Annotated in this window: 18 protein-coding genes; 9 read left to right on the top strand and 9 right to left on the bottom strand. The window is 64.5% G+C overall.

Going from position 1 to position 19,677, the window contains the following annotated elements; translation table 11 throughout:
- Window positions 1-80: 80 nt before the first annotated feature.
- Together rpsA and BVH73_RS01450 are read left to right on the top strand one after the other, a co-directional pair.
- A complete protein-coding gene (rpsA, locus tag BVH73_RS01455) occupies window positions 81-1,784 on the top strand; it encodes a 30S ribosomal protein S1 (protein ID WP_079415470.1) in 1,704 nt (567 codons plus the stop codon).
- Window positions 1,785-1,917: 133 nt separating this feature from the next.
- Window positions 1,918-2,250 (top strand): integration host factor subunit beta, encoded by a 333-nt coding sequence (locus BVH73_RS01450; protein WP_079415468.1) that lies wholly within the window; start codon window positions 1,918-1,920, stop codon window positions 2,248-2,250.
- A gap of 68 nt (window positions 2,251-2,318) precedes the next feature.
- Here BVH73_RS01450 and BVH73_RS01445 read toward each other — a convergent pair whose 3' ends face one another.
- On the bottom strand, window positions 2,319-5,153 hold the full coding sequence (locus tag BVH73_RS01445; protein ID WP_079415466.1) for a valine--tRNA ligase: 2,835 nt from the start codon (window positions 5,151-5,153) through the stop codon (window positions 2,319-2,321).
- Window positions 5,154-5,446: 293 nt separating this feature from the next.
- Here BVH73_RS01445 and BVH73_RS01440 point away from each other — a divergent pair, with 293 nt between their 5' ends.
- The 3 genes from BVH73_RS01440 to BVH73_RS01430 all read left to right on the top strand — a co-directional run bounded on the left by BVH73_RS01440 (window position 5,447) and on the right by BVH73_RS01430 (window position 7,087).
- Window positions 5,447-6,130 (top strand): 7-cyano-7-deazaguanine/7-aminomethyl-7-deazaguanine transporter, encoded by a 684-nt coding sequence (locus BVH73_RS01440; RefSeq protein WP_079415464.1) that lies wholly within the window; start codon window positions 5,447-5,449, stop codon window positions 6,128-6,130.
- 309 nt (window positions 6,131-6,439) lie between these two features.
- Entirely contained in the window at window positions 6,440-6,670 is a 231-nt protein-coding gene (locus BVH73_RS01435) for a ribbon-helix-helix domain-containing protein (RefSeq protein ID WP_079415462.1), read from the top strand.
- Between the two features lie 9 nt (window positions 6,671-6,679).
- On the top strand, window positions 6,680-7,087 hold the full coding sequence (locus BVH73_RS01430) for a type II toxin-antitoxin system VapC family toxin (protein ID WP_079415460.1): 408 nt from the start codon (window positions 6,680-6,682) through the stop codon (window positions 7,085-7,087).
- A gap of 229 nt (window positions 7,088-7,316) precedes the next feature.
- Here the strand turns inward: BVH73_RS01430 and BVH73_RS01425 are convergent, their stop codons facing one another.
- From BVH73_RS01425 to BVH73_RS01415, 3 genes are all read right to left on the bottom strand, one after another.
- Window positions 7,317-7,862 (bottom strand): hypothetical protein, encoded by a 546-nt coding sequence (locus BVH73_RS01425; protein ID WP_079415458.1) that lies wholly within the window; start codon window positions 7,860-7,862, stop codon window positions 7,317-7,319.
- Window positions 7,863-8,116: 254 nt separating this feature from the next.
- Window positions 8,117-8,965 (bottom strand): Ivy family c-type lysozyme inhibitor, encoded by an 849-nt coding sequence (locus BVH73_RS01420; protein ID WP_079415456.1) that lies wholly within the window; start codon window positions 8,963-8,965, stop codon window positions 8,117-8,119.
- Between the two features lie 78 nt (window positions 8,966-9,043).
- Entirely contained in the window at window positions 9,044-9,979 is a 936-nt protein-coding gene (locus BVH73_RS01415) for an alpha/beta hydrolase (protein ID WP_079415454.1), read from the bottom strand.
- 340 nt (window positions 9,980-10,319) lie between these two features.
- Between BVH73_RS01415 and dnaX the strand changes: the two genes are divergently transcribed.
- The 4 genes from dnaX (at window position 10,320) to BVH73_RS01395 (ending at window position 14,644) form a co-directional block, all read left to right on the top strand.
- Window positions 10,320-12,185: a DNA polymerase III subunit gamma/tau gene (dnaX, locus tag BVH73_RS01410; protein ID WP_079415452.1), complete on the top strand. Its 1,866-nt coding sequence runs from the start codon at window positions 10,320-10,322 to the stop codon at window positions 12,183-12,185.
- A gap of 59 nt (window positions 12,186-12,244) precedes the next feature.
- Window positions 12,245-12,574 carry a YbaB/EbfC family nucleoid-associated protein gene (locus tag BVH73_RS01405; RefSeq protein ID WP_079415450.1) on the top strand — a complete coding sequence of 110 codons (330 nt, stop codon included), beginning with the start codon at window positions 12,245-12,247 and terminating at the stop codon, window positions 12,572-12,574.
- A 13-nt stretch (window positions 12,575-12,587) separates the two neighbouring features.
- Window positions 12,588-13,202: a recombination mediator RecR gene (gene recR / locus BVH73_RS01400; protein WP_079415448.1), complete on the top strand. Its 615-nt coding sequence runs from the start codon at window positions 12,588-12,590 to the stop codon at window positions 13,200-13,202.
- A gap of 341 nt (window positions 13,203-13,543) precedes the next feature.
- On the top strand, window positions 13,544-14,644 hold the full coding sequence (locus tag BVH73_RS01395) for an NHL repeat-containing protein (protein WP_079420219.1): 1,101 nt from the start codon (window positions 13,544-13,546) through the stop codon (window positions 14,642-14,644).
- A gap of 18 nt (window positions 14,645-14,662) precedes the next feature.
- Here the strand turns inward: BVH73_RS01395 and queF are convergent, their stop codons facing one another.
- The 5 genes from queF to BVH73_RS01370 form a co-directional block, all read right to left on the bottom strand.
- Window positions 14,663-15,082, bottom strand: a complete 420-nt coding sequence (queF, locus tag BVH73_RS01390; protein ID WP_079415446.1) for a preQ(1) synthase — start codon at window positions 15,080-15,082, stop codon at window positions 14,663-14,665.
- 38 nt (window positions 15,083-15,120) lie between these two features.
- On the bottom strand, window positions 15,121-15,804 hold the full coding sequence (gene rsxB, locus BVH73_RS01385; protein WP_079415444.1) for an electron transport complex subunit RsxB: 684 nt from the start codon (window positions 15,802-15,804) through the stop codon (window positions 15,121-15,123).
- A gap of 14 nt (window positions 15,805-15,818) precedes the next feature.
- Entirely contained in the window at window positions 15,819-17,111 is a 1,293-nt protein-coding gene (locus BVH73_RS01380; protein ID WP_079420218.1) for a polyhydroxyalkanoate depolymerase, read from the bottom strand.
- Between the two features lie 237 nt (window positions 17,112-17,348).
- A complete protein-coding gene (locus tag BVH73_RS15970) occupies window positions 17,349-18,200 on the bottom strand; it encodes a hypothetical protein (protein WP_154048387.1) in 852 nt (283 codons plus the stop codon).
- 217 nt (window positions 18,201-18,417) lie between these two features.
- Window positions 18,418-19,626 carry an amino acid aminotransferase gene (locus BVH73_RS01370; RefSeq protein ID WP_079415440.1) on the bottom strand — a complete coding sequence of 403 codons (1,209 nt, stop codon included), beginning with the start codon at window positions 19,624-19,626 and terminating at the stop codon, window positions 18,418-18,420.
- Window positions 19,627-19,677 lie beyond the last annotated feature (51 nt).

The raw sequence follows: 19,677 nt of genomic DNA, 5'->3' as shown, positions 1-19,677 counted from the left end.
TGGCCTGAACGCGCGCCCGCGCGATTTCAGTTTTTGTCTCCAACCCCACGGTCATGCCGTGGTCTGAAGGTCTGAACTCAATGTCCTCTGTTTCCCCAAGTGCTGCCTCCACCGAATCGTTCGCCGCACTGTTTGAAGAATCCCTGCAATCGCGCGACATGCGCGCCGGCGAAGTCATCACCGCCGAAGTCGTCGCCGTCGATCAGAATTTCGTGGTGGTCAACGCCGGCCTGAAGTCCGACGCCTACATCCCCATCGAAGAGTTCCACAACGATCAGGGTGAAGCCGACGTTCACGTGGGCGATTTCGTCTCCGTGGCCATCGACGCCCTCGAAAATGGCCGTGGCGACACCGTGCTGTCGCGCGACAAGGCCAAGCGCCTGGCGTCCTGGCTGTCGCTGGAGAAGGCGCTCGAAACCGGCGAATTCGTCGAAGGCACCACGACTGGCAAGGTCAAGGGCGGCCTGACCGTCATGGTCAACGGCATTCGCGCCTTCCTGCCCGGCTCGCTGCTCGACACGCGCCCGGTGAAAGACACCACGCCCTACGAGAACAAGACCCTGGAATTCAAGGTCATCAAGCTCGACCGCAAGCGCAACAACGTGGTGCTGTCGCGCCGCGCCGTGGTCGAAGCCAGCCAGGGTGAAGAGCGCGCCAAGCTGCTCGAAAACCTCCAGGAAGGTTCGCTGGTCACCGGCGTGGTCAAGAACATCACCGACTACGGCGCCTTCGTGGACCTGGGCGGTATCGATGGTCTGCTGCACATCACCGATCTGGCCTGGCGCCGTGTTCGCCACCCCAGCGAAGTCGTCACCCCCGGTCAGGAAGTTACCGCCAAGGTGCTCAAGTTCGATGCCGAGAAGGGCCGTGTTTCGCTGGGCCTCAAGCAGATGGGCGATGACCCCTGGCACGGCGTGTCGCGCCGCTACCCGGCGGGCACCCGCCTGTTCGGCAAGGTCACCAATATTGCTGAGTACGGCGCTTTCGTCGAGATCGAGCCGGGCATCGAAGGCCTGGTGCACGTCTCCGAAATGGACTGGACCAACAAGAACGTCGCCCCGAGCAAAGTGGTGCAACTGGGCGACGAGGTCGAAGTGCAAGTGCTGGAAATCGACGAAGACCGTCGCCGTATCAGCCTGGGCATGAAGCAGTGCCGCGCCAACCCCTGGGACGAGTTCGCCGCCAATCACAAGCGTGGCGACAAGGTTGCCGGCCCGGTCAAGTCGATCACCGACTTCGGCGTGTTCATTGGTCTGCCCGGTGGCATCGACGGCCTCATCCACCTGTCCGACCTGTCCTGGAACGACACGGGTGAGTCTGAAGTGCGCAACTACAAGAAGGGCCAGGACGTCGAGGCCGTGGTGCTGGCCATCGACATCGAGCGCGAGCGCATTTCGCTGGGCATCAAACAGATGCTCGACGATCCCTTCATGTCCTTTGCCGCGCTGAATGACAAGGGCAAGATCGTCGAGGGTACGGTCAAGGCGGTCGACCCCAAGGGGGCAACCATCGATCTGGGCAACGACATCGAAGGTTATCTGCGTGCTTCCGAGATCTCGCGCGAGCGCGTCGAAGACGCCCGCAACGTCCTCAAGGAAGGCGATCAGGTCACGGCCGTGGTCGTCAACATCGACCGCAAGACGCGCAACATCCAGTTGTCGGTCAAGGCGAAAGATGCTGCGGAACAGCAAGAGGCGATGGACCGCCTGGCGGGCGATCAGCGCGAAGCTGGCACCACCAACCTCGGCGCTCTGCTGCGTGCCAAGATGGACAAGGGCTCCTGATCGGCAGCTTCGATCCTTTGCCCTTGCGGGCTGAATGGCTGGTGCGTGCCGCCTGCGGTGCGCGCCAGAGCTGTCCTGATGTACGGCGGCCCTGGTGATTCCACCGAGGCCGCCGTTTTCACCTGTACTTCCTATGACGCGCTCTGATCTCGTAGAAATCCTGTCCGCTCGGTTTCCCCAGCTTGCGCATCGCGACGCAGAGCTGTCGGTCAAGACTATTCTGGACGCTTTGGCACAGGCGCTGGATGACGGGCATCGTGTCGAGATCCGCGGCTTCGGAAGCTTCAGCGTCAGCCATCGGCCCGCCCGCATCGGACGCAATCCCCGCTCGGGTGAGCAGGTCGCGGTACCGGAAAAACGCATTCCGCACTTCAAACCCGGCAAGACCCTGCGCGAACTGGTGGACTATCAGGCCGGGGAGCGCAAAGCCGACAAACTCGACGTGCCGGAGCACGCCGTCGATTGAATGAGCCCTGGCCGCCGATTGAGGCGGCTCTCTGAAACCCCGTGAACCGCGAAGGCCACGGGGTTTTTTTATTGGGGCAGGCGAACGATCTGGTCTTCGACCTTGGCGAGCAGGGCCTGAAAATCGCGCAGACGTTCCTGCTCCTGCGCCACGACAGATGCTGGGGCGCGGTCAACGAAACTGGCGTTGCCCAACTTGCCCTGCGCCTTCGCAATTTCGCCCTGAAGTCGTTGTGCCTCCTTGCCCAGGCGTGCACGTTCGGCCGCCGCATCGACTTCGACGAACAAGGCAAACTGGGTGTCGCCCAGCGCGCTCGTGGGTGAGGACTGGGTGGCGGTCTTCCACTGCGCGGGATCGGCAAAAACCTTGATCTCGGCAATCTTGGCCAGGGCTTGCAGTGCCGGCCGGTGCCGCTCGATCAGTGCGACATCGCCGCAGGCCAATAGAGGCAGACGCTGCGCCGGGGACACGCCGAGTTCGCCGCGCAGATTGCGGCAGGCATCGACGAGTTGTTTGAAGGCGGCGATTTCCGACTCTGCGGCTGTATCGATCTTCTCTAGCTGCGCCTCGGGGTAGGGCGCCACGGCGATGCTGTTGCCGGCGCGCCCGGCGAGCGGCGCGACCGTCTGCCACAGTTCCTCGGTGATGAAGGGCATGATGGGATGCGCCAGACGCAACACGGTTTCCAGGGTACGCACCAAAGTGCGCCGGGCCGCGCGCTGCTGCTGCGGTGTGCCTTGGGCGATCTGGGTCTTGGCGATCTCCAGGTACCAGTCGCAGTACTCGTCCCACACGAATTGATAAATGGCCTGGGCCGCGAAATCGAGCCGATAGTCGGCGAAGCCCTGCGCCACTTGCTGCTCGGTGCGTTGCAGTTGCGAGGCGATCCAGCGGTCGGCGGCGCTGAAGTGCATGTAGCCGTCGGGGCCGCAAGTGTTGTTGCAGTCGCCCATACCGCGGTCGAAATCGCTCATGCCCTCCACCTGCATCAGCACGAAGCGGGTGGCGTTCCACAGCTTGTTGCAGAAATTGCGGTAGCCCTCGCAGCGCTTGGTATCGAAGTTGATGTTGCGGCCCAGGGTGGCCATCGACGCGAAAGTGAAGCGCAGGGCGTCGGCGCCGTAGGCGGGAATGCCGTCGGGGAATTCCTTTTCGGTGGCGCGTCGCACAGCGGGCGCGGTCTCGGGTTTGCGCAGGCCGGTGGTGCGCTTGTCGAGCAGGGGGGCAAGCTCGATGCCGTCGATCAAGTCGACGGGGTCGAGCACGTTGCCTTCGCTCTTGCTCATCTTCTTGCCGTGCGCGTCGAGCACCAGGCCGTGGATGTAGACATGACGGAAGGGCACACGCCCGGTGAAGTGCGTGGTCATCATGATCATCCGGGCCACCCAGAAGAAGATGATGTCAAAGCCCGTCACCAGGACCGAGGAGGGCAGGAACAGATCCATGTCTTTCGTCGGCTCGGGCCAGCCCATGGTGGAGAAGGGCACTAGCGCGGAGGAGTACCAGGTGTCGAGCACGTCCGGGTCGCGGGTGAGCGAGCGGTTGTAGCCGGCGGCGGAGGCCTTGTCGCGGGCCTCGGCCTCGTTGCGGGCGACGAAGATTTCGCCGTTTTCGCCATACCAGGCCGGAATCTGGTGGCCCCACCAGAGCTGGCGCGAGATGCACCAGTCCTGAATGTTGGCCATCCACTGGTTGTAGGTGTTCACCCAGTTTTCGGGAACGAACTTCACTTCGCCGGCGGCGACCACGTCGATGGCCCTTTGGGCAATGCTTTTGCCGTCCGGGCCGGTCTTGGTGGTGGCGACGAACCATTGGTCGGTGAGCATGGGCTCGACGATCTGGCCCGTACGCGCGCAGACCGGCACCATGTTCTTGTGCGGAACGGCCTTTTCGAGAAAGCCGCCGGTTTCGAGGTCTTTCAGCAGCGCCTTGCGGGCGGCGTACCGATCGAGCCCCTGGTAGGGCTTGGGGCCGTTGTCGTTGATGCGGGCGTCGTCGGTGAATATGGTGATGAGCGGAATGTCGTGGCGAAGCGCGCAGGCGTAGTCGTTGAAGTCGTGCGCGCCGGTGATCTTCACGCAGCCCGAGCCGAATTCGCGCTCGACGAAGCCGTCGGCGATGATGGGAATCTTGCGGTCGCACAGCGGCAGATCGACGAACTTGCCGATGAACTTCGCATAGCGTTCGTCCTCCGGGTGCACGGCCAGCGCGCCGTCGGCCATCATGGTTTCAGGGCGGGTGGTGGCGATGTGCATGCCACGCACGCCGTCGATCGGGCCATCGCTGAACGGGTAGAGGATGTGCCACATGAAGCCGTCGTGCTCCTGGCTTTCCACCTCCAGGTCGCTCACCGCGCTTTTGAGCACCGGGTCCCAGTTCACCAGGCGCTTGCCGCGGTAGATCAGGCCTTGTTCGTAGAGGCGCACGAAGGTCTCCACCACGGTTTGGGACAGATCCTCGTCCATGGTGAAGTACTCGTGCGGCCAGCTCACCGAGTCGCCCATGCGGCGCATCTGGCCGGTGATGGTGTTGCCCGACTGGAGCTTCCACTCCCACACCTTTTTCACGAAGGCCTCGCGGCCCAGATCGTGGCGGCTTTGGCCCTTGTCCTGCAGTTGGCGCTCCACCACGATCTGCGTGGCAATACCTGCGTGGTCCGTCCCCGGCACCCACAGTGTGTTGAAGCCGCGCATGCGGTGGTAACGGGTGAGGGCGTCCATCACCGTCTGGTTGAAAGCATGGCCCATGTGCAGCGTGCCCGTGACGTTGGGCGGCGGCAGCTGGATGCAGAAGGCCGGCTTGCCCGCATCCATGCTCGGTGCGAACACGGCCAGTTCCTCCCAGCGCTGCGTCCAGCGTGATTCGATGGCGTGGGGTTCGAAGGATTTGGCAAGTTCGGTCATGGAAAGGGCGAGCGAGAGGAAAGACGGGCCATGCGCCGGTCTGCGGCGCAAACACGACACTCAGGCATCCAACGGGTAAGGGCCGCGCTTGATCGCCCCGAGGGTGCGCAGGTGGCTGCTACGGCGGCCGTCACGGCAGGAAGCCGAGATTTTATCGGGAGCGTCACCCGCTTTCCCGCGCCGTCGCACCGCGCCGCATAAAATGCACGGCTTCTCAACCCGGTCGCGACGCGCGCAAATTGCGTCAGGCCCCGGCGGTTCCCTTACCCGCCGCTCAACGAAAAAGGTGTCTCATGCTTTTGACGCTCAACCTGAGCGCAGCCCGCCAGCGCGCCACTGTGGCCGCCCTGGCCGTTCTGCACATCGCCATCATCATTGCCAGCAACTACCTCGTGCAGTTGCCCATGACGCTGTTCGGCCTGCACACCACCTGGGGCGCCTTCAGCTTTCCGCTGGTGTACGTTGCCACCGATCTCACCGCGCGGGTGCTCGGCGCAGGCCCCGCACGGCGCGTGGTGCGCTGGGTGATGCTGCCTGCCCTGGTGCTGTCCTACGTCATCTCCGTCCTGTTTCACGACGGCGCGTTCGCCGGCTGGACGGCGCTGGGCGGATTCGACGTCTTCGTGTTCCGCATCGCCCTGGGCAGTTTCATCGCCTATGCAGTGGGGCAGATGCTCGACATCTTCGTGTTCTCGCGCCTGCGCGCCACGCTGGCCGGTGGCCGTCACTGGTGGCTGGCCCCAGCCGCATCGAGCGTGCTGGGCAACCTGGTGGACAGCGTGCTGTTCTTCTCCATCGCGTTCTACGCCAGCAGCGACCCGTTCATGGCCGCGCATTGGGTGGAGATCGCCATGGTCGACTACGTGGTCAAGCTGGTGATGGCGGTGCTGGGCATTCTGCCGCTGTATGGCCTGCTGCTGGCTGCGCTGCAACGCTGGCTGGCGCGCGGCGCGGCGGCGCAGCCCGTGGCAGCCTGAGGTTGAGAACATCTCAGCCATGTCCGCCTTGCGCGCCAAAACACCTCTGCTCATCGCTGCAAAAGCTCGCCATAGCTTGGGCTATGGCTGTGCTTTACGCCTCGATCTGGGGCGTTTTCATACGCCTTTCGGGCGCACCCGAAAGATTCTCAATCTCTGGTGCTCCAAGGTCGGCTCGCCGACCCGCCCCCCGTGGCGCTCAAGGAAACTTGGGGCAGCCCTGCGTTTCCTTGAGCGCCCGCCTTGCGCGGGATGATTATGAAAATATAATTGCACATATAAGTTTTTGGGTTGCAAGGAGGTATCGCCATGTCGCAAATCACGCTTTACCTGGATGACGCCACTCAGGCGCTTGTCGACCAGGCCGCCCAGGCCAATGGCGTCTCGAAAAGTCGTTGGGTGGCCGACATCATCCGCAAGTACGCCGTGCAGGAATGGCCGCAGGATTGCCTCGCGCTGGCCGGGCGATTCGCGGACTTTCCCTTGCGCGAGGACGGCCGCCCGCCGCAACCGGCCGACGTGCCGCGCCTCGATTTCTGACCGCCCGCCATGCTGCTGCTCGACAGCAACACCATCAGCTACTACTTTCGTGGCGATCCGCAGGTCGTGCCCCGCTTGCAGGCCCTTTCCCCGGCCGACATCGGTGTGCCGTCCATCGTCGAATACGAGTTGCGCTACGGCTTGATGCGTTTGCCATCCGAGGCGGCCGTGCCCCGCCTGGAGGCATTGAGCGCCTTGCTGCGTCCCTTGCAGAGCGTACCGTTCGACAGCGCCTGCGCGGCGTATGCCGCCCGCATCCGCATCGAACTCGAAACTGCGGGCACCCCCATCGGCCCGCACGACACCCTGATCGCCGCCACGGCCCTGCGCCATCAGGCCCGGCTGGTCACCCGCAATACCCGCGAGTTCTCCCGTGTGAGCGGCCTGCAGTGGCTGAACTGGCACGACGCTGATTGAACCGGAACAGCCGGGGAACAGCGAACAGCCGGGGGCAGGTCTAGCTCCGTAGCATCCGACATGCCCGACGTGCCCGAAGCCACCGCACCACCACCACCCGCCTGCTCGCCCTCAACCACGCCCACGCAGACCGCGCTGGCGATGGATGGCGAGGCAGCGCCCCTCGTCACGGCCACGACAGCCTCGCCTGCCGAGAAGGCGCGGACTGGCGGGGATAGGGCCGCTCAGCTCAGGGTTGCAGAGCGCGGGCCGCGGCCGTCACCTTGGCGATGAGGGCCTTCTGGCGCGAGAAAATCCAGTAGATGCCGCCGCCGCCCAGGGCCAACAGGGCGATGGCCGAGCCGATGTGGCCGCTGAACAGATCGAACACGCCGATGGCAATGAAGATGGCGGTGACGATGAGCAGCAGGTTGTAGAACGGCGGTCCCGCAAGGTCGTTGATGGGCTTGCGCAGGGTGTGCAGCGCGCCGGTGTCGTGATTGATGACGGCCAGATAGGGGCCTTCGTCCTTGTGGCCGGGTATGCCCCAGATCATCGACGCCCTGTTGCCCGCGCGGGCGCTGAAGCCTTTGTCCTCGATCTCTATGGATCGCTCGGCGCCATCCTCGGCCTGGATGAACACCTTGTTGTAATGTGTGGTCGAGACTTGCTGCTGATCGTTATTGCTCCGGTTGACCTGCGTGTAGGTGGATTTTTGCTGGTCCACGACGATGCCGCTGAAGGCGTGCAGATGAATGGGCTTGCCGCCCGCCGTGATGATGCCGATCTCCGCCATGTCGAAGCTCCCTGTCGTTGGCGCTGCAAACTGGAGCGGATGCGGTCCGCAGCGCATCACTCCCGGGAAAGACGCAGAGGCCATCAGAGGGGCCGCTGGCGGAGGGGCTCTGACAGGCTCGACTCCCTCCATCAGCACGAGATGGGGCGCGACAGGGAGCACTTAGATTTTTGGGGATGTCGGGCTGTCAGTCGGCATGTTTCACGTGATATGCCGGTTCATCTATGCCTTACTTGGGGGGCAGGTGCGCTGTGTCATCTGCCCTGCCGCCACTCCTGGCGCCAGAGGGTTTCGATCGCGGCGGCGAGCCTGGGCGGCGGTTTGCCAATGAGGGTGGCGCGTCGGCCCTGCTGCAGCACCCGGCCATGCACGGTGCCGCTGCGCGGGTTGTAGAGCAGCACGAGGTTGTTGTCGCCGCAGTCGTGCGGTTTGCAGGCGGCGGAGAGGGTGTAAGTGTGGCCGTCGATCTGTACCTGGCGGTTGGGCGGGGCGGGGCCATTGAGGGTGCGCAGCCAAGCCTCGCGCGCCAGCGGGCCAAGCGCGGCGAGGTAGGCCGCTTTGAAGCGTGGGTCGCGCAGCAGATCGGTGGGGCTGGCGGCTTCGCCCGGGGCCGGGAGCGGTGGCGGCGCGGGTGCTGCGGTGTCGCCCGAGGGCGGCCTTGCCGCGGCGTTGCAGTCGCGGTATTTGGCGCGCATCGCGCTGCCGAGCACGGGGGCCAAGGCGGTTTCCACGGCTTTGTCGCCCGAAATTTCGATGTAGGGGCCGCGGGCGTCGCGCCAGATCAGGAAGGTGAGTTCGGCGCCGGGTCTGACCTCGGAGAGCAGGGCGACATCGAAGTTCTCGGGCGTGCTCTGGCCGAAGTAACTGTAGGCAGGGCGTACCTGTCTTCCGGCGAGCTGGCGGTTTCGCGCCACGACCATGAGACTGGACTGCAGCACCCGCAGATAAGGGGCGGCTGTGTTGCCGCAGGCCACGGACCAGTTGCCGCCCCACAGCCGCAGCGCGGCGGCGTCGAGATCGGCCCAGGCGGGCGCTGCCGGGACGAGCAGGGCGGCCAGCGTAGCGGCCGGGCCGCAAGCGCGGGTTCGGGTGAGGGTGGACATGAGCGGTCTCCCAACAGCCCGCAGGTGCGGGCGCGCGACAACTTTGGGGGCTCTTCCTGCGCGGCGCAAGGCCGCCGATCAGGGGGTGGTTGCAAGGGCTGCCGCCGTGGTCGGTCCGGGGGCGTCGTGCACGAAATCCACGACGTCGTCGAGCACGGGCGACATCCAGCGCAGCGGGGTGGCGAAGGAGCCGATCAGGGTTTCGTGGTTGACGCCTGGGTAGAGATCGAGCGTCACCTGGGCGCCGTCGGCCTTCAGGGCCCGGGCGAGCTGCACGGTGTTGCGCTGGGGGTTGACCAGGCTGTCGACACGGGCGGCGCCGAGAAAGGTGCGCGGCACGCGGGCGTCGTGAACGTAGTCGATGGGCATGCAGTCGGCGGGGTAGTCGGGGAAATGGAAGACCGGCTGGACGTCGCGGTCGGTGATGGGCAGAAAGTCGTAGGGTCCGGCCAGACCGATCCACCCGGCCAGATCGGCGCGGCGCAGGCCGACGGCGTGCAGCCAGCGCGGGTCGAGCGCCAGCATGGCGGCGTTGTAGGCCCCGGCGCTGTGGCCCATGAGGTAGATCTGGTGCGGGTTGCCGCCCCAATGGGCGATGTGCTGCGCCGTCCAGGCGACGGCGCGGGCGTTGTCGCGCAGGAAGTCGGGGTAGCGCACTTCAGGGTAGAGGCGGTAATCGGCAATGACGGTGACGATGCCGCGTGCGGCCAGCGCTTCGCCGACGAAACGGTACATGGCGCGGTTACCGCTGGTCCAGCTGCCGCCGTAGAAAAACACCACGACCGGGGCTCCGTCGGGTGGCGGCCGACGCCGCGTGCTGGCGATCGGCCGATAGATGTCCAGCGCCTCGCGCGGGGCGGAGCCGTAGGCGATGTCGCCGCTGAAGGTGTAGGTCTCGGTCGGCGTCAGTCGGTTGATCATGGTTACCGGGGAGCAGGCGACCATGAGCGGAGTGAGGCAGGTCAGGGCGAGACGCTGGCAAAGTCGCGTCAGAGTAGGCAGGGATGGGCGCATGGGACGTGGTTCGAGGTGTCGAAGCGGGCGGCGGGCCAGCGTGATCGGGCTTCTCCGCTTTACGGCGCCAGCGTGGTTTTGGATTCAGCCAAGGGGGCGGTGCAGGCTTCTATTGATTTGGCAATTAGAGCCTCCCCACCCCGACTCTCCCCACAAGTGGAGAGGGAGCCAACACGCCTCCCGCACACCGCGGGGAAGTCGGGAGGGCTTACGCAGATCGCGCGCAGCGCTGTTTTCTCCTCTCCCACGCCGTGGGGGAGGTTGGGAGGGGGAGGTCGTTGTACGGCACTGTCCATGAGCCCTGCGTGCTTCTCCATGCCGGATCAATAGAATCCGGCTTATGACCTCCGTCGCGCTGGCGCGCAAGTGGCGCCCTAAATCATTTGCCTCGCTCGTGGGGCAGGACCATGTGGTGCGGGCGCTCACGCATGCGCTCGACCACGACCGTCTGCACCACGCCTATCTGTTCACCGGAACGCGCGGGGTGGGCAAGACGACGGTATCGCGCATTCTGGCCAAGGCGCTCAATTGCACCGGCCCCGACGGGCAGGGCGGTGTGACCAGCCAGCCGTGCGGCGTCTGTCCGGCGTGCACGGAGATCGACGCCGGGCGTTTTGTCGATTACATCGAGCTCGACGCCGCCTCCAACCGTGGTGTCGAAGACATGACCGCGCTGCTGGAGCAGGCGGTCTACAAACCCACGGCCGGCCGCTTCAAGGTCTACATGATCGACGAAGTGCACATGCTGTCCAACCACGCCTTCAACGCCATGCTGAAGACGCTGGAGGAACCGCCCGACTATGTGAAGTTCGTGCTCGCCACGACCGACCCGCAGAAGGTGCCGGTCACGGTGCTGTCGCGCTGCCTGCAGTTCAACCTCAAGCAGATGATGCCCACGGCCATCGTCGACCATCTGCAGCAGGTGCTGCAGGCCGAGAACGTGCCGGCGGAAGATGCCGCGCTGCGCCTCATTGCCCGCGCCGCGCACGGGTCGATGCGCGACGCGCTCTCGCTCACCGATCAGGCCCTGGCGTATTGCGCCGGCCGGGTCGAAACCGCCGCGGTGCAGCAGATGCTGGGCACGGTCGATCGCAGCGATCTGCTGCAGATCCTGCAGGCCCTGGCTGCGCAGGACGGCGTGGCCATGATCGCCCAGGCCGACGCGCTGGAAGCGCTCGGCCTGTCGTTCGGTGCCGCGCTGGAAGAACTGGCGGCGCTGCTGCAAACCCTGGCGCTGCTGCAACTCGTGCCGGAAGCCGCCGATGCGCAAGACCCGCAACACGAGACGCTGGCGGTCCTGGCCGGGCAGCTCAGCCCGGAGCTGGTGCAACTGGCCTACACCACGGTGCTGCACGGCCGCAACGAGCTGTCGCTCGCGCCGGACGACCGCACCGGCTTCACCATGACGCTGCTGCGTCTGCTGGCTTTCGCCCCGGTCATGGCAGGCAGCGTGCCGCCGGGCGGGCTGGCCCTGCCCAAAGGGGGCGGTGCCGCGGCGCCGACCTCTCAAGGCAAGGCGGCGCCTGCCGCGCAGGCCTCGGCGCCGGTGGCCAAACCTTCCGTGCAGACGGCGTCCGAGGCCATGCCGCGTAGCGCGGCCATCTTGAGTGCTCCACCGGAGCCGGCAGCGGCGATGCACGCAGCGCAGGATGCGGCCGCTACCGGTTATGTGGCGCAGGCCAAGCCGCCAGCGACCCCGCTGGCCGAAGCTCAAATCGCCCAGGCCGCGCCCGCGCTGTCCCCAGTCACCCAGCCCGCCGCGTCCCTCCAGGGCGCCGCCATCAAGCCGCCCCTGCAGATCGCGCCCGGCACCGACTGGCCCGCGCTGGTGCAGCGTCTGGAAGTGCCGGCGGGCCTGCCCCGCGCGCTGGCCCAGCAGAGCGAGCTGGCCGCGCTCGATGGTTCCAACTGGCTGCTGCGCGTGCCCAACGAACAGCTCACCCGCGCGGGCTCGCTCGATAAACTCCAGGCCGCGGTGCGCCAGGCTCTCGGGCGGGACGACGTGGTGCTGCGGGTCGAAGTGGGCGAGGTGATCGACAGCGCCACCCAGCGCGAGGTACGCGCCAGGGCCCGCGCCCAGGCCGACGCCGAGGCGGCCATCCACGGTGATGCGCTGGTGCAGCAACTCATGCACGACCTGGGCGCGCAGATCGTGCCCGGCAGCCTCAAACCCATGCCCGCATCGGGGCAGACGCCGTCGGCCTGACGGACAATGTCGCACCGCTGCCAGGGCAGCCATTCACTTTTCTGATTGAAGGACATCCCATGTTCAACAAAGGACAACTCTCCGGCCTGATGAAGCAGGCGCAGATGATGCAGGACAACCTCAAGCGCGTGCAGGACGAGCTCGCGCAGATCGAGGTGGAAGGCCAGTCTGGCGCCGGTTTGGTGAAGGTGGTGATGACCTGCAAATTTGGCGTGAAGCGCGTGAACATCGACCCCAGCCTGGTGGCCGAAGACCGCGACATGCTGGAAGATCTGGTGGCGGCTGCCTTCAACGACGCCGTTCGCAAGGCCGAAACCACCTCCCAGGAAAAAATGGGCGCGGCCACGGCTGGCATGCCTCTGCCGCCGGGCATGAAGCTGCCGTTCTGATCGGCTGCGCGCTATGCATGAGGCCGCCCCGGGCCACGTTCCGGCACTCGACGCCCTGATCGACGCCCTCAGGCGTCTGCCGGGCGTCGGCCCGAAGTCGGCGTCGCGCATGGCCTACCACCTGCTCGAGCACGACCGCGAGGCGGCGCAGCACATCGCGCGTGCGCTCGACGCTGCGCTGGGCGCAGTCCAGCGCTGCACCCGCTGCAATACCCTCACCGAAGACACGGTGTGCAGCATCTGTGCAGATCCCAGGCGCGACGCGCGCCAGCTCTGCGTCGTCGAAACCCCGGCCGATCTGGCCGCCGTGGAGCAGACTCTGACCTACCGCGGGCTGTACTTCGTGCTCATGGGCCGCATCAGCCCGCTCGACGGATTGGGGCCGAAAGAGATTGGCCTCGACCGCCTCATGGCCCGCGCGCTCGACGGCGAGGTGGACGAGGTCATTCTGGCGACCAACTTCACCAACGAGGGCGAGGCCACCGCGCACGTCATCGCGGAAACCCTGCGCCCACGCGGCCTGCGCGTCACCCGGCTGGCCCGCGGCGTACCCGCTGGAGCCGAACTGGAATATGTCGACCTGGGCACGATCGCACGCGCGCTGGTTGATCGGCGCGGAACCTATTGATCCGGCACGTTGAGGGCTGAAACGGCACCCCACCCCAACCCTCCCCACAAGTGGAGAGGGAGCCAACACGGCTCCCCCACAGCGTGGGGGAGCTTGGGAGGGGCTTAAGCAGATCGCGCGTAGCGCAGTCTTCTCCTCCCCCACGTCGTGGGGGAGGTTGGGAGGGGGAGGAGCCTGCATGGCGAGGCCCATCACCCGTTCATATTTCTCCAGGCCAGATCAATAAGAGCCTGTCGGACTTGAGAATCGCAGGCCTGCAGGCTTGGGCGAGGTGGAATAAGCTCATGGTTATCTTGCATCCGACCCGTGCGACCGACGCGGGCGTTTTCTTCCTGACATCCATGCAGCGACGACAGTTCATTCAATCCGCCGGGGCCGTGGTCTTTGGCGCTGGCCTTGTGCCTCATCTTCAGACGTCCGCCCGCGCGGCAACGCAGGCGACCGCGACGATGGAGGTGTTTTCAGGCGCCATCGGCCCCGGCGCGTATGACGCGGGCAGCTTTCTGCAGGCCCGGTTTCACGATCCGCGTGGCATGGCGGTTGATGCGCAGGGCAATGTGTTCGTGGCCGACTATGTCAACAGCGTGGTGCGCAAGCTGGGTACGGACGGCCAGGTGACCCTCATCGCGGGCCAGGTGGAGCAGCGCGATGCGCGCAACGGCCCGGCGCTCAAGGCGAGGTTCTATTCGCCGGAATGCGTGGCCGTCGCCGCCGACGGTATCGTCTACATCAGCGACTCGGGCAGCAACACCGTGCGCCGCCTCGACCGTCAGGGTCGGGTGAGCACTCTGGCGGGCAAGCTGGAAGTCGAAGGCTTCGCCGATGGGCCGGGGGCGCAGGCGCGCTTCAACCATCCCGTCGGGCTGGGCGTCAACGCGCAGGGCGTGCTCTACGTGGCCGACGCCTACAACAGCACCGTGCGCCGCATCAGTCCGCAGGGTCAGGTCAGCACGCTGGCCGGCTCTCCCGGGGACACCGGCTGGCGCGATGGCCAGGGCAACCGCGCGCGCTTCAACACGCCGGTCGGCCTCGCCTTGGACAAGCAGGGCCATGTGTTCGTGAGCGAATACTTCAACAACGTCATTCGCAAAATCACGCCCGATGGCAGCGTAACCACGTTTGCCGGCCAGCCCGGCAAGGGTGGCTTCGCCGACGGAAGCGCCAGGGAGGCTTTGTTCCTGCATCCGCAAACCCTGTCGTTCGCGCCCGATGGCAGCCTGATCGTGGCAGATGCCGGCAATAACCGGGTACGCCGCATCGCCCCTGACGGTGCCGTGTCCACCCTGGCCGGCACCGGATCGAATGAGAAAGTCGTGACGGGCGCCCTGCCCGGAGAACTGCATCTGCCTTACGGCGTGCAGGCGCTGGCCGATGGTTCGGTGCTGGTCACCGGGCTGAACGCCATTCTGCGCATTCAGCCTGCGGCGCCGCTCAAGTCTTGAGCGGCGCCTTTCGCAGCGTCAATTCGCGGCGGGTTCGGCGACGTCGAACGAGGTGAGATCTACCCGGGGCGCCGGCTTCCAGCCGCGCTTGCGATGTTCGACCACCACATTGGTGTAGATGCCGCCGCGCACATACCAGCGAGCGGTCACCCGCAGGAAACGCGGCGACATGGCCTTGACCAGATCGTCGAGGATGGTGTTGGTCACTTTCTCGTGGAAGGCGCCCTCGTCGCGGTAGCTCCACATATACAGCTTGAGGCTCTTGAGTTCGACGCACTTCTTGTCGGGGATGAAGTCGATGTCGAAGCGGGCGAAATCCGGCTGTCCGGTCAGGGGACACAGGCAGGTGAATTCGGGGATCTGCATGTGGATGTGATAGTCACGCGCGGGGGCCGGATTCGGGAAGGTTTGCAAGGATTTGCTGGATTTTGTCGTCATATCGCGGATTTTCAGGGGTAAAGAAGGTCAGGCGAAGGTCAGGTGCCGGGCCGCTGGCGCTGGCGCGCCCGCTCCAGCGCCGCCCGCAGCAGCGCGGCCTTGCGCTCGGCCGCGTCGTCCGCGGGCACGGTCGGCAGAGGCGGCGGCGCGGTCTGGGGCGCGTCGGTCTGGGCTTGCTCTGCCGCAGCTGCCTGGGCGAGAGCGCGAGGATGGCGTTCGAGATGTCGGGCATAGCGCGCCCGCGCCTCGCTCGCCTGCGCCGCAGTCCAGGCGTCCCAGCCTGTACGGGGCGCCAGAGCGGCATCGCTCAGCGGCATCATGCGAATGCAATCAACAGGGCAGGGCGGTAGGCAGAGCGCGCAGCCGGTACACCATGACGCAATGACGGTGTGCATCCGCTTGGAGGCGCCGGCGATCGCATCGACCGGACAGGCCTGAATGCACAGGGTGCAGCCGATGCACTGGCCGGGGTCGATCACCGCCTGCTCGCGAGGGCCCTCGGCGCCGCAAGACGGATCGAGCGCCGGCGCGGGACGCGCCAGCAGCTCAGCCAGTCTTTGGATGCCCTGTTCGCCACCAGGCGGGCAACGGTTGATTTCCGCCTGTCCGTCGGCGATGGCCTGGGCGTAGGCGGCGCAGTCGGCATAGCCGCATCGCGTGCATTGGGTCTGCGGCAGGAGCGCGTCGATTTGCGCGGCCAGCGCGCCGGTCGCGATGGGCATGGCGGTTGAGCGGATCAGGCGGCTGCGGGCTTGCGCACGGTCTTGCGCGGCGGCTCGCCCGCAGCGCCGTGGGGGTGCGCGGCAATGAAGTCGCGCACCTGCGGATAGACCTTCTCGCGCCAGCGACGCCCGGAGAAAATGCCGTAATGCCCCGCACCTTCGGCGACGTAATGCTGGCGGCTGACCGAGGCGATGCCGCTGCACAGGTCGTGCGCAGCCTCGGTCTGCCCGGCGCCGGAAATGTCGTCGAGTTCGCCTTCGATGGTCAGCAGGGCCGTGCGGTGAATGTCTTGCGGGCGCACCGGCTGACCCGCCACGCTCCAGGTGCCGTTGACTAGGCCGAAGTCCTGGAATACCAGTTTGATGGTGTCAAGGTAGTAGTCGGCGTCCATGTCGAGCACGGCGTTGTACTCGTCGTAGAAGCGGCGGTGCGCTTCGGCGTCATCGTTGTCGCCGCGGACCAGGTCGAGAAAATAGTCGTAGTGCGACGTGAGGTGGCGGTCGGGGTTCATGGCCACGAAGCCGCTGTGCTGCAAGAACCCGGGATAGACGCGCCGGCCCGCGCCGGGATAGTTGGCGGGCACGCGGTAAATCACATTGTTCTCGAACCACTCGTAGCTCTTGTTCATCGCCAGGTTGTTCACCGCCGTGGGCGATTTGCGCGCGTCAATGGGCCCGCCCATCATGATCATGCTGCGCGGCGCCATCTCGCCCGCGCTGGCCATCAGGGAAATGGCCCCCAGCACCGGCACCGTGGGCTGGCAGACCGACATCACATGCACGTCGGGGCCGATGGCGGCGATGAACTCGCGGATATAGGCCACATAGTCGTCCAAGCTGAAACGGCCCTGTTCGGTGGGCACCATGCGGGCATCGTTCCAGTCGGTTATGAACACTTTGTGATCCTGCAGCATGGTGCGCACGGTGTCGCGCAGCAGCGTGGCATGGTGACCCGAAAGCGGCGCGACGATCAGCACGGTCGGATCGTCCTTGAGCTTGCCCAGCAGTGCGGCATCGTCGGAAAACCGCTTGAAGCGCAACAGACGGCAGAACGGCTTTTCCATCACCACCCGTTCCTGCACCGCCACCGCCTTACCTTGAATGGAAACCGTGTCGATGTCGAACGACGGCTTCTCGTAGTCCTTCAGCAGCCGGTGCATCAGGTCATAGCTGGCCGAGACGCGCTGGGTGACCGTGTGCGGCACCGCGGGCCATATGGGGTTGGCGTAAAACTTGGCGGCGGCTTCGGCAAAGTCGGCCAGCGGGCGCATCATGGCGCGCTGGGTTTCATACAGGTCATACACCATGATGGGCTCCGACTCGTTCTTGTTGCGACGCACAAATTTTAGCCGGGTCGGGGCTTCTGCGCACCAGGGAATTTGCTGGTCATGACTCCGGATGTGGGGCAATGGTAAGCGCTTCTGACGCACGGGAAAATGCTACGAATCTAGACCTGACCCCGTTTTCGCTTGTGTTTAGCATGGCTTGTGGTGGCGGGAGGTCAAGCGGCATGGGGTGGGAGCACTTGGGGAGATGTTACGTAGCTAGGCCTGAGCCCTTTTGTTCCCTCGATCGGATGTCACATGTGCTGGGCTTTTGAGGTGGATTGCAGTGTGGAGTCGCAATAAGTCTCGTATAAGGTAGTTTGTCATGTGTTGACTCTCTCCTCGCTTTCCGTCCATCTGTGTTGTGAATACATCGATGGATATTGTTATGAATGAAATGGCGTGCTTCACAATTACAAAAAGAAGCCCTATCAGAATCGATATTAGGAAATCGGTTAATAGGAGGGCTAATGCCGAATATCCGCTGTACCAGTTTTTTATACCCGCTAAGGAGGCTCCATTTTTTATGCTTAACGCGGTGATGATGGCGATTAGCGCGCCAAGTAGTGTGTATATCCTCGGCTTGGAGTCTGGCGAATAGATGTATCCGAGAATTGCCCTGAGCGAATAATCTCGGGGGTCGGCGACTGACTGCTCCAATGCGGCAGCGGCTCCAATCTTTTTTGCAATATCAGCGAATTCCGTTGAACGCACTTGCAGGTATGTGGATAGGGCGTGTCGTTTGAGTAGTCGAAGAGGGGCATCGCGCAAATCTTGTGATCTCTGTGCTCGCTTAAGTAGGTAGGTGTATTTTTTGAATTGGAATACAAACCACGAGCCCAAGCATAGAATCTCAGTTGCGATTATTATCAACAGGCGTTCGTTGTGCGGGATGTGTCGGATTCTTGATAATTTTGTTGACGCCTCGACGGAAAGAATGAAGAAAGTGTAAATAAAAATTGCGAGGCTAGCAAGAAAGAACCAAAATGCCCAGGATCTTAAAATGTGGCGCCAGCCCGGCCACTCAAAAGCATTGTAATATACGCGTGCAACATTTCTGTAGTTTGCCATGGCGGGTTCTACTAGTGCATTTTTGGGCTATCTGGTTTTCTATTTGTTTGTTTGTTCTGAGGTCTATATATTAAATTTCGCGTTTACTCGCGGGAAATCTAAACCATTTTATACTGCTTAGTTTCAATGTTTTCATGGGCATTGATGCGCCATTCATATTTATCAACGCTACACTGCAAGCCGACCCTGCTTAATCCAGCGCCGACCTGCAGTTTGATTATGACTGCATCACCGTCGCAATCGACTTGGCGATGTAATCCACGTTGTGCAGATTGATCGCCGCCACGCAGATACGCCCGGTGGAAACGCCATACACCCCGAATTCGGTGCGCAGGCGCTCCATCTGGCCGGCTGAAAGGCCTGAATAGCTGAACATGCCTTTCTGGCGGGTGATATAGGAAAGATCGCCCTTCACGCCGGCGGCGGCGAGTTTGTCCACCAGGGTGCTGCGCATGGCGCGGATGCGGTCGCGCATGCCGGCGAGCTCTTGCTCCCATTGCGCGCGCAGTTCGGGCGACGACAGCACGGTGGCGACGATCTGCGCGCCGTGGGTGGGTGGGTTGGAGTAGTTGCTGCGGATGACGCGCTTGATCTGCGACAGCACGCGGCCGGCCTCGTTCTTGCTGGTGCACACCACGCTCAGGGCGCCGACGCGCTCGCCATAGAGCGAGAAGCTCTTGGAGAAGGAGGTGGCGACGAAGAAGTCGAGCCCGGCGGCGAGAAATTGCTGGATGACCGCGCCGTCTTCGGCGATGCCTTCGCCAAAGCCCTGATAGGCCATGTCGAGGAAGGGCACGAGGTTGCGCGCCTTGAGGGTGGCGATCACCTGGTCCCACTGTGCCGGGCTGATGTCGTAGCCGGTGGGGTTGTGGCAGCAGGCGTGCAGTACGACGATGGTGCCCGCGGCGGCGGCGTTCAGCGCGGCCAGCATGGCGTCGAAATTCACGCCCTGTTGGGCGGCGTCATAGTAGGGATAGGTGCCGACGCTGAAGCCCGCGGCCTCGAACAGCGCGCGGTGGTTTTCCCAGCTCGGGTCGGAGATCAGCACCTTCGCGTCGGGGTTGATGCGCTTGAGAAAGTCGGCACCGACCTTCAGGCCGCCGGTGCCGCCCAGGCCTTGCACCGTGGCGATGCGGCCGGAGGTGACGGCCTCGTGGTCGGCGCCGAACACCAGACCCTGCACCGCCTTGTCGTAGGCGGCGATGCCGTCGATGGGCAGATAGCCGCGCGGCTTGGGCGCCTGCATGAGCTGGGCCTCGCCTGCCTTCACGCAGGCCAGCAGCGGCAGCTTGCCGTCGGCGTCGGTGTAGACGCCGATGCCCAGATTGACTTTGTTGGGGTTGGGGTCAGCAGCAAATTGTTCGTTCAGGCCGAGGATGGGATCGCGCGGGGCCATTTCCACGCGGGAAAAAAGCGACTGGGTCATGGGAGGGGCAGTTGAGTGACGGAAAAACCAGGCTTGCGGGACAATAGACGC

The organism is Thiomonas intermedia (genome assembly GCF_002028405.1).
Classification (GTDB): domain Bacteria; phylum Pseudomonadota; class Gammaproteobacteria; order Burkholderiales; family Burkholderiaceae_C; genus Thiomonas; species Thiomonas intermedia.
This window is presented reverse-complemented; position numbering and strand designations above follow the sequence as displayed.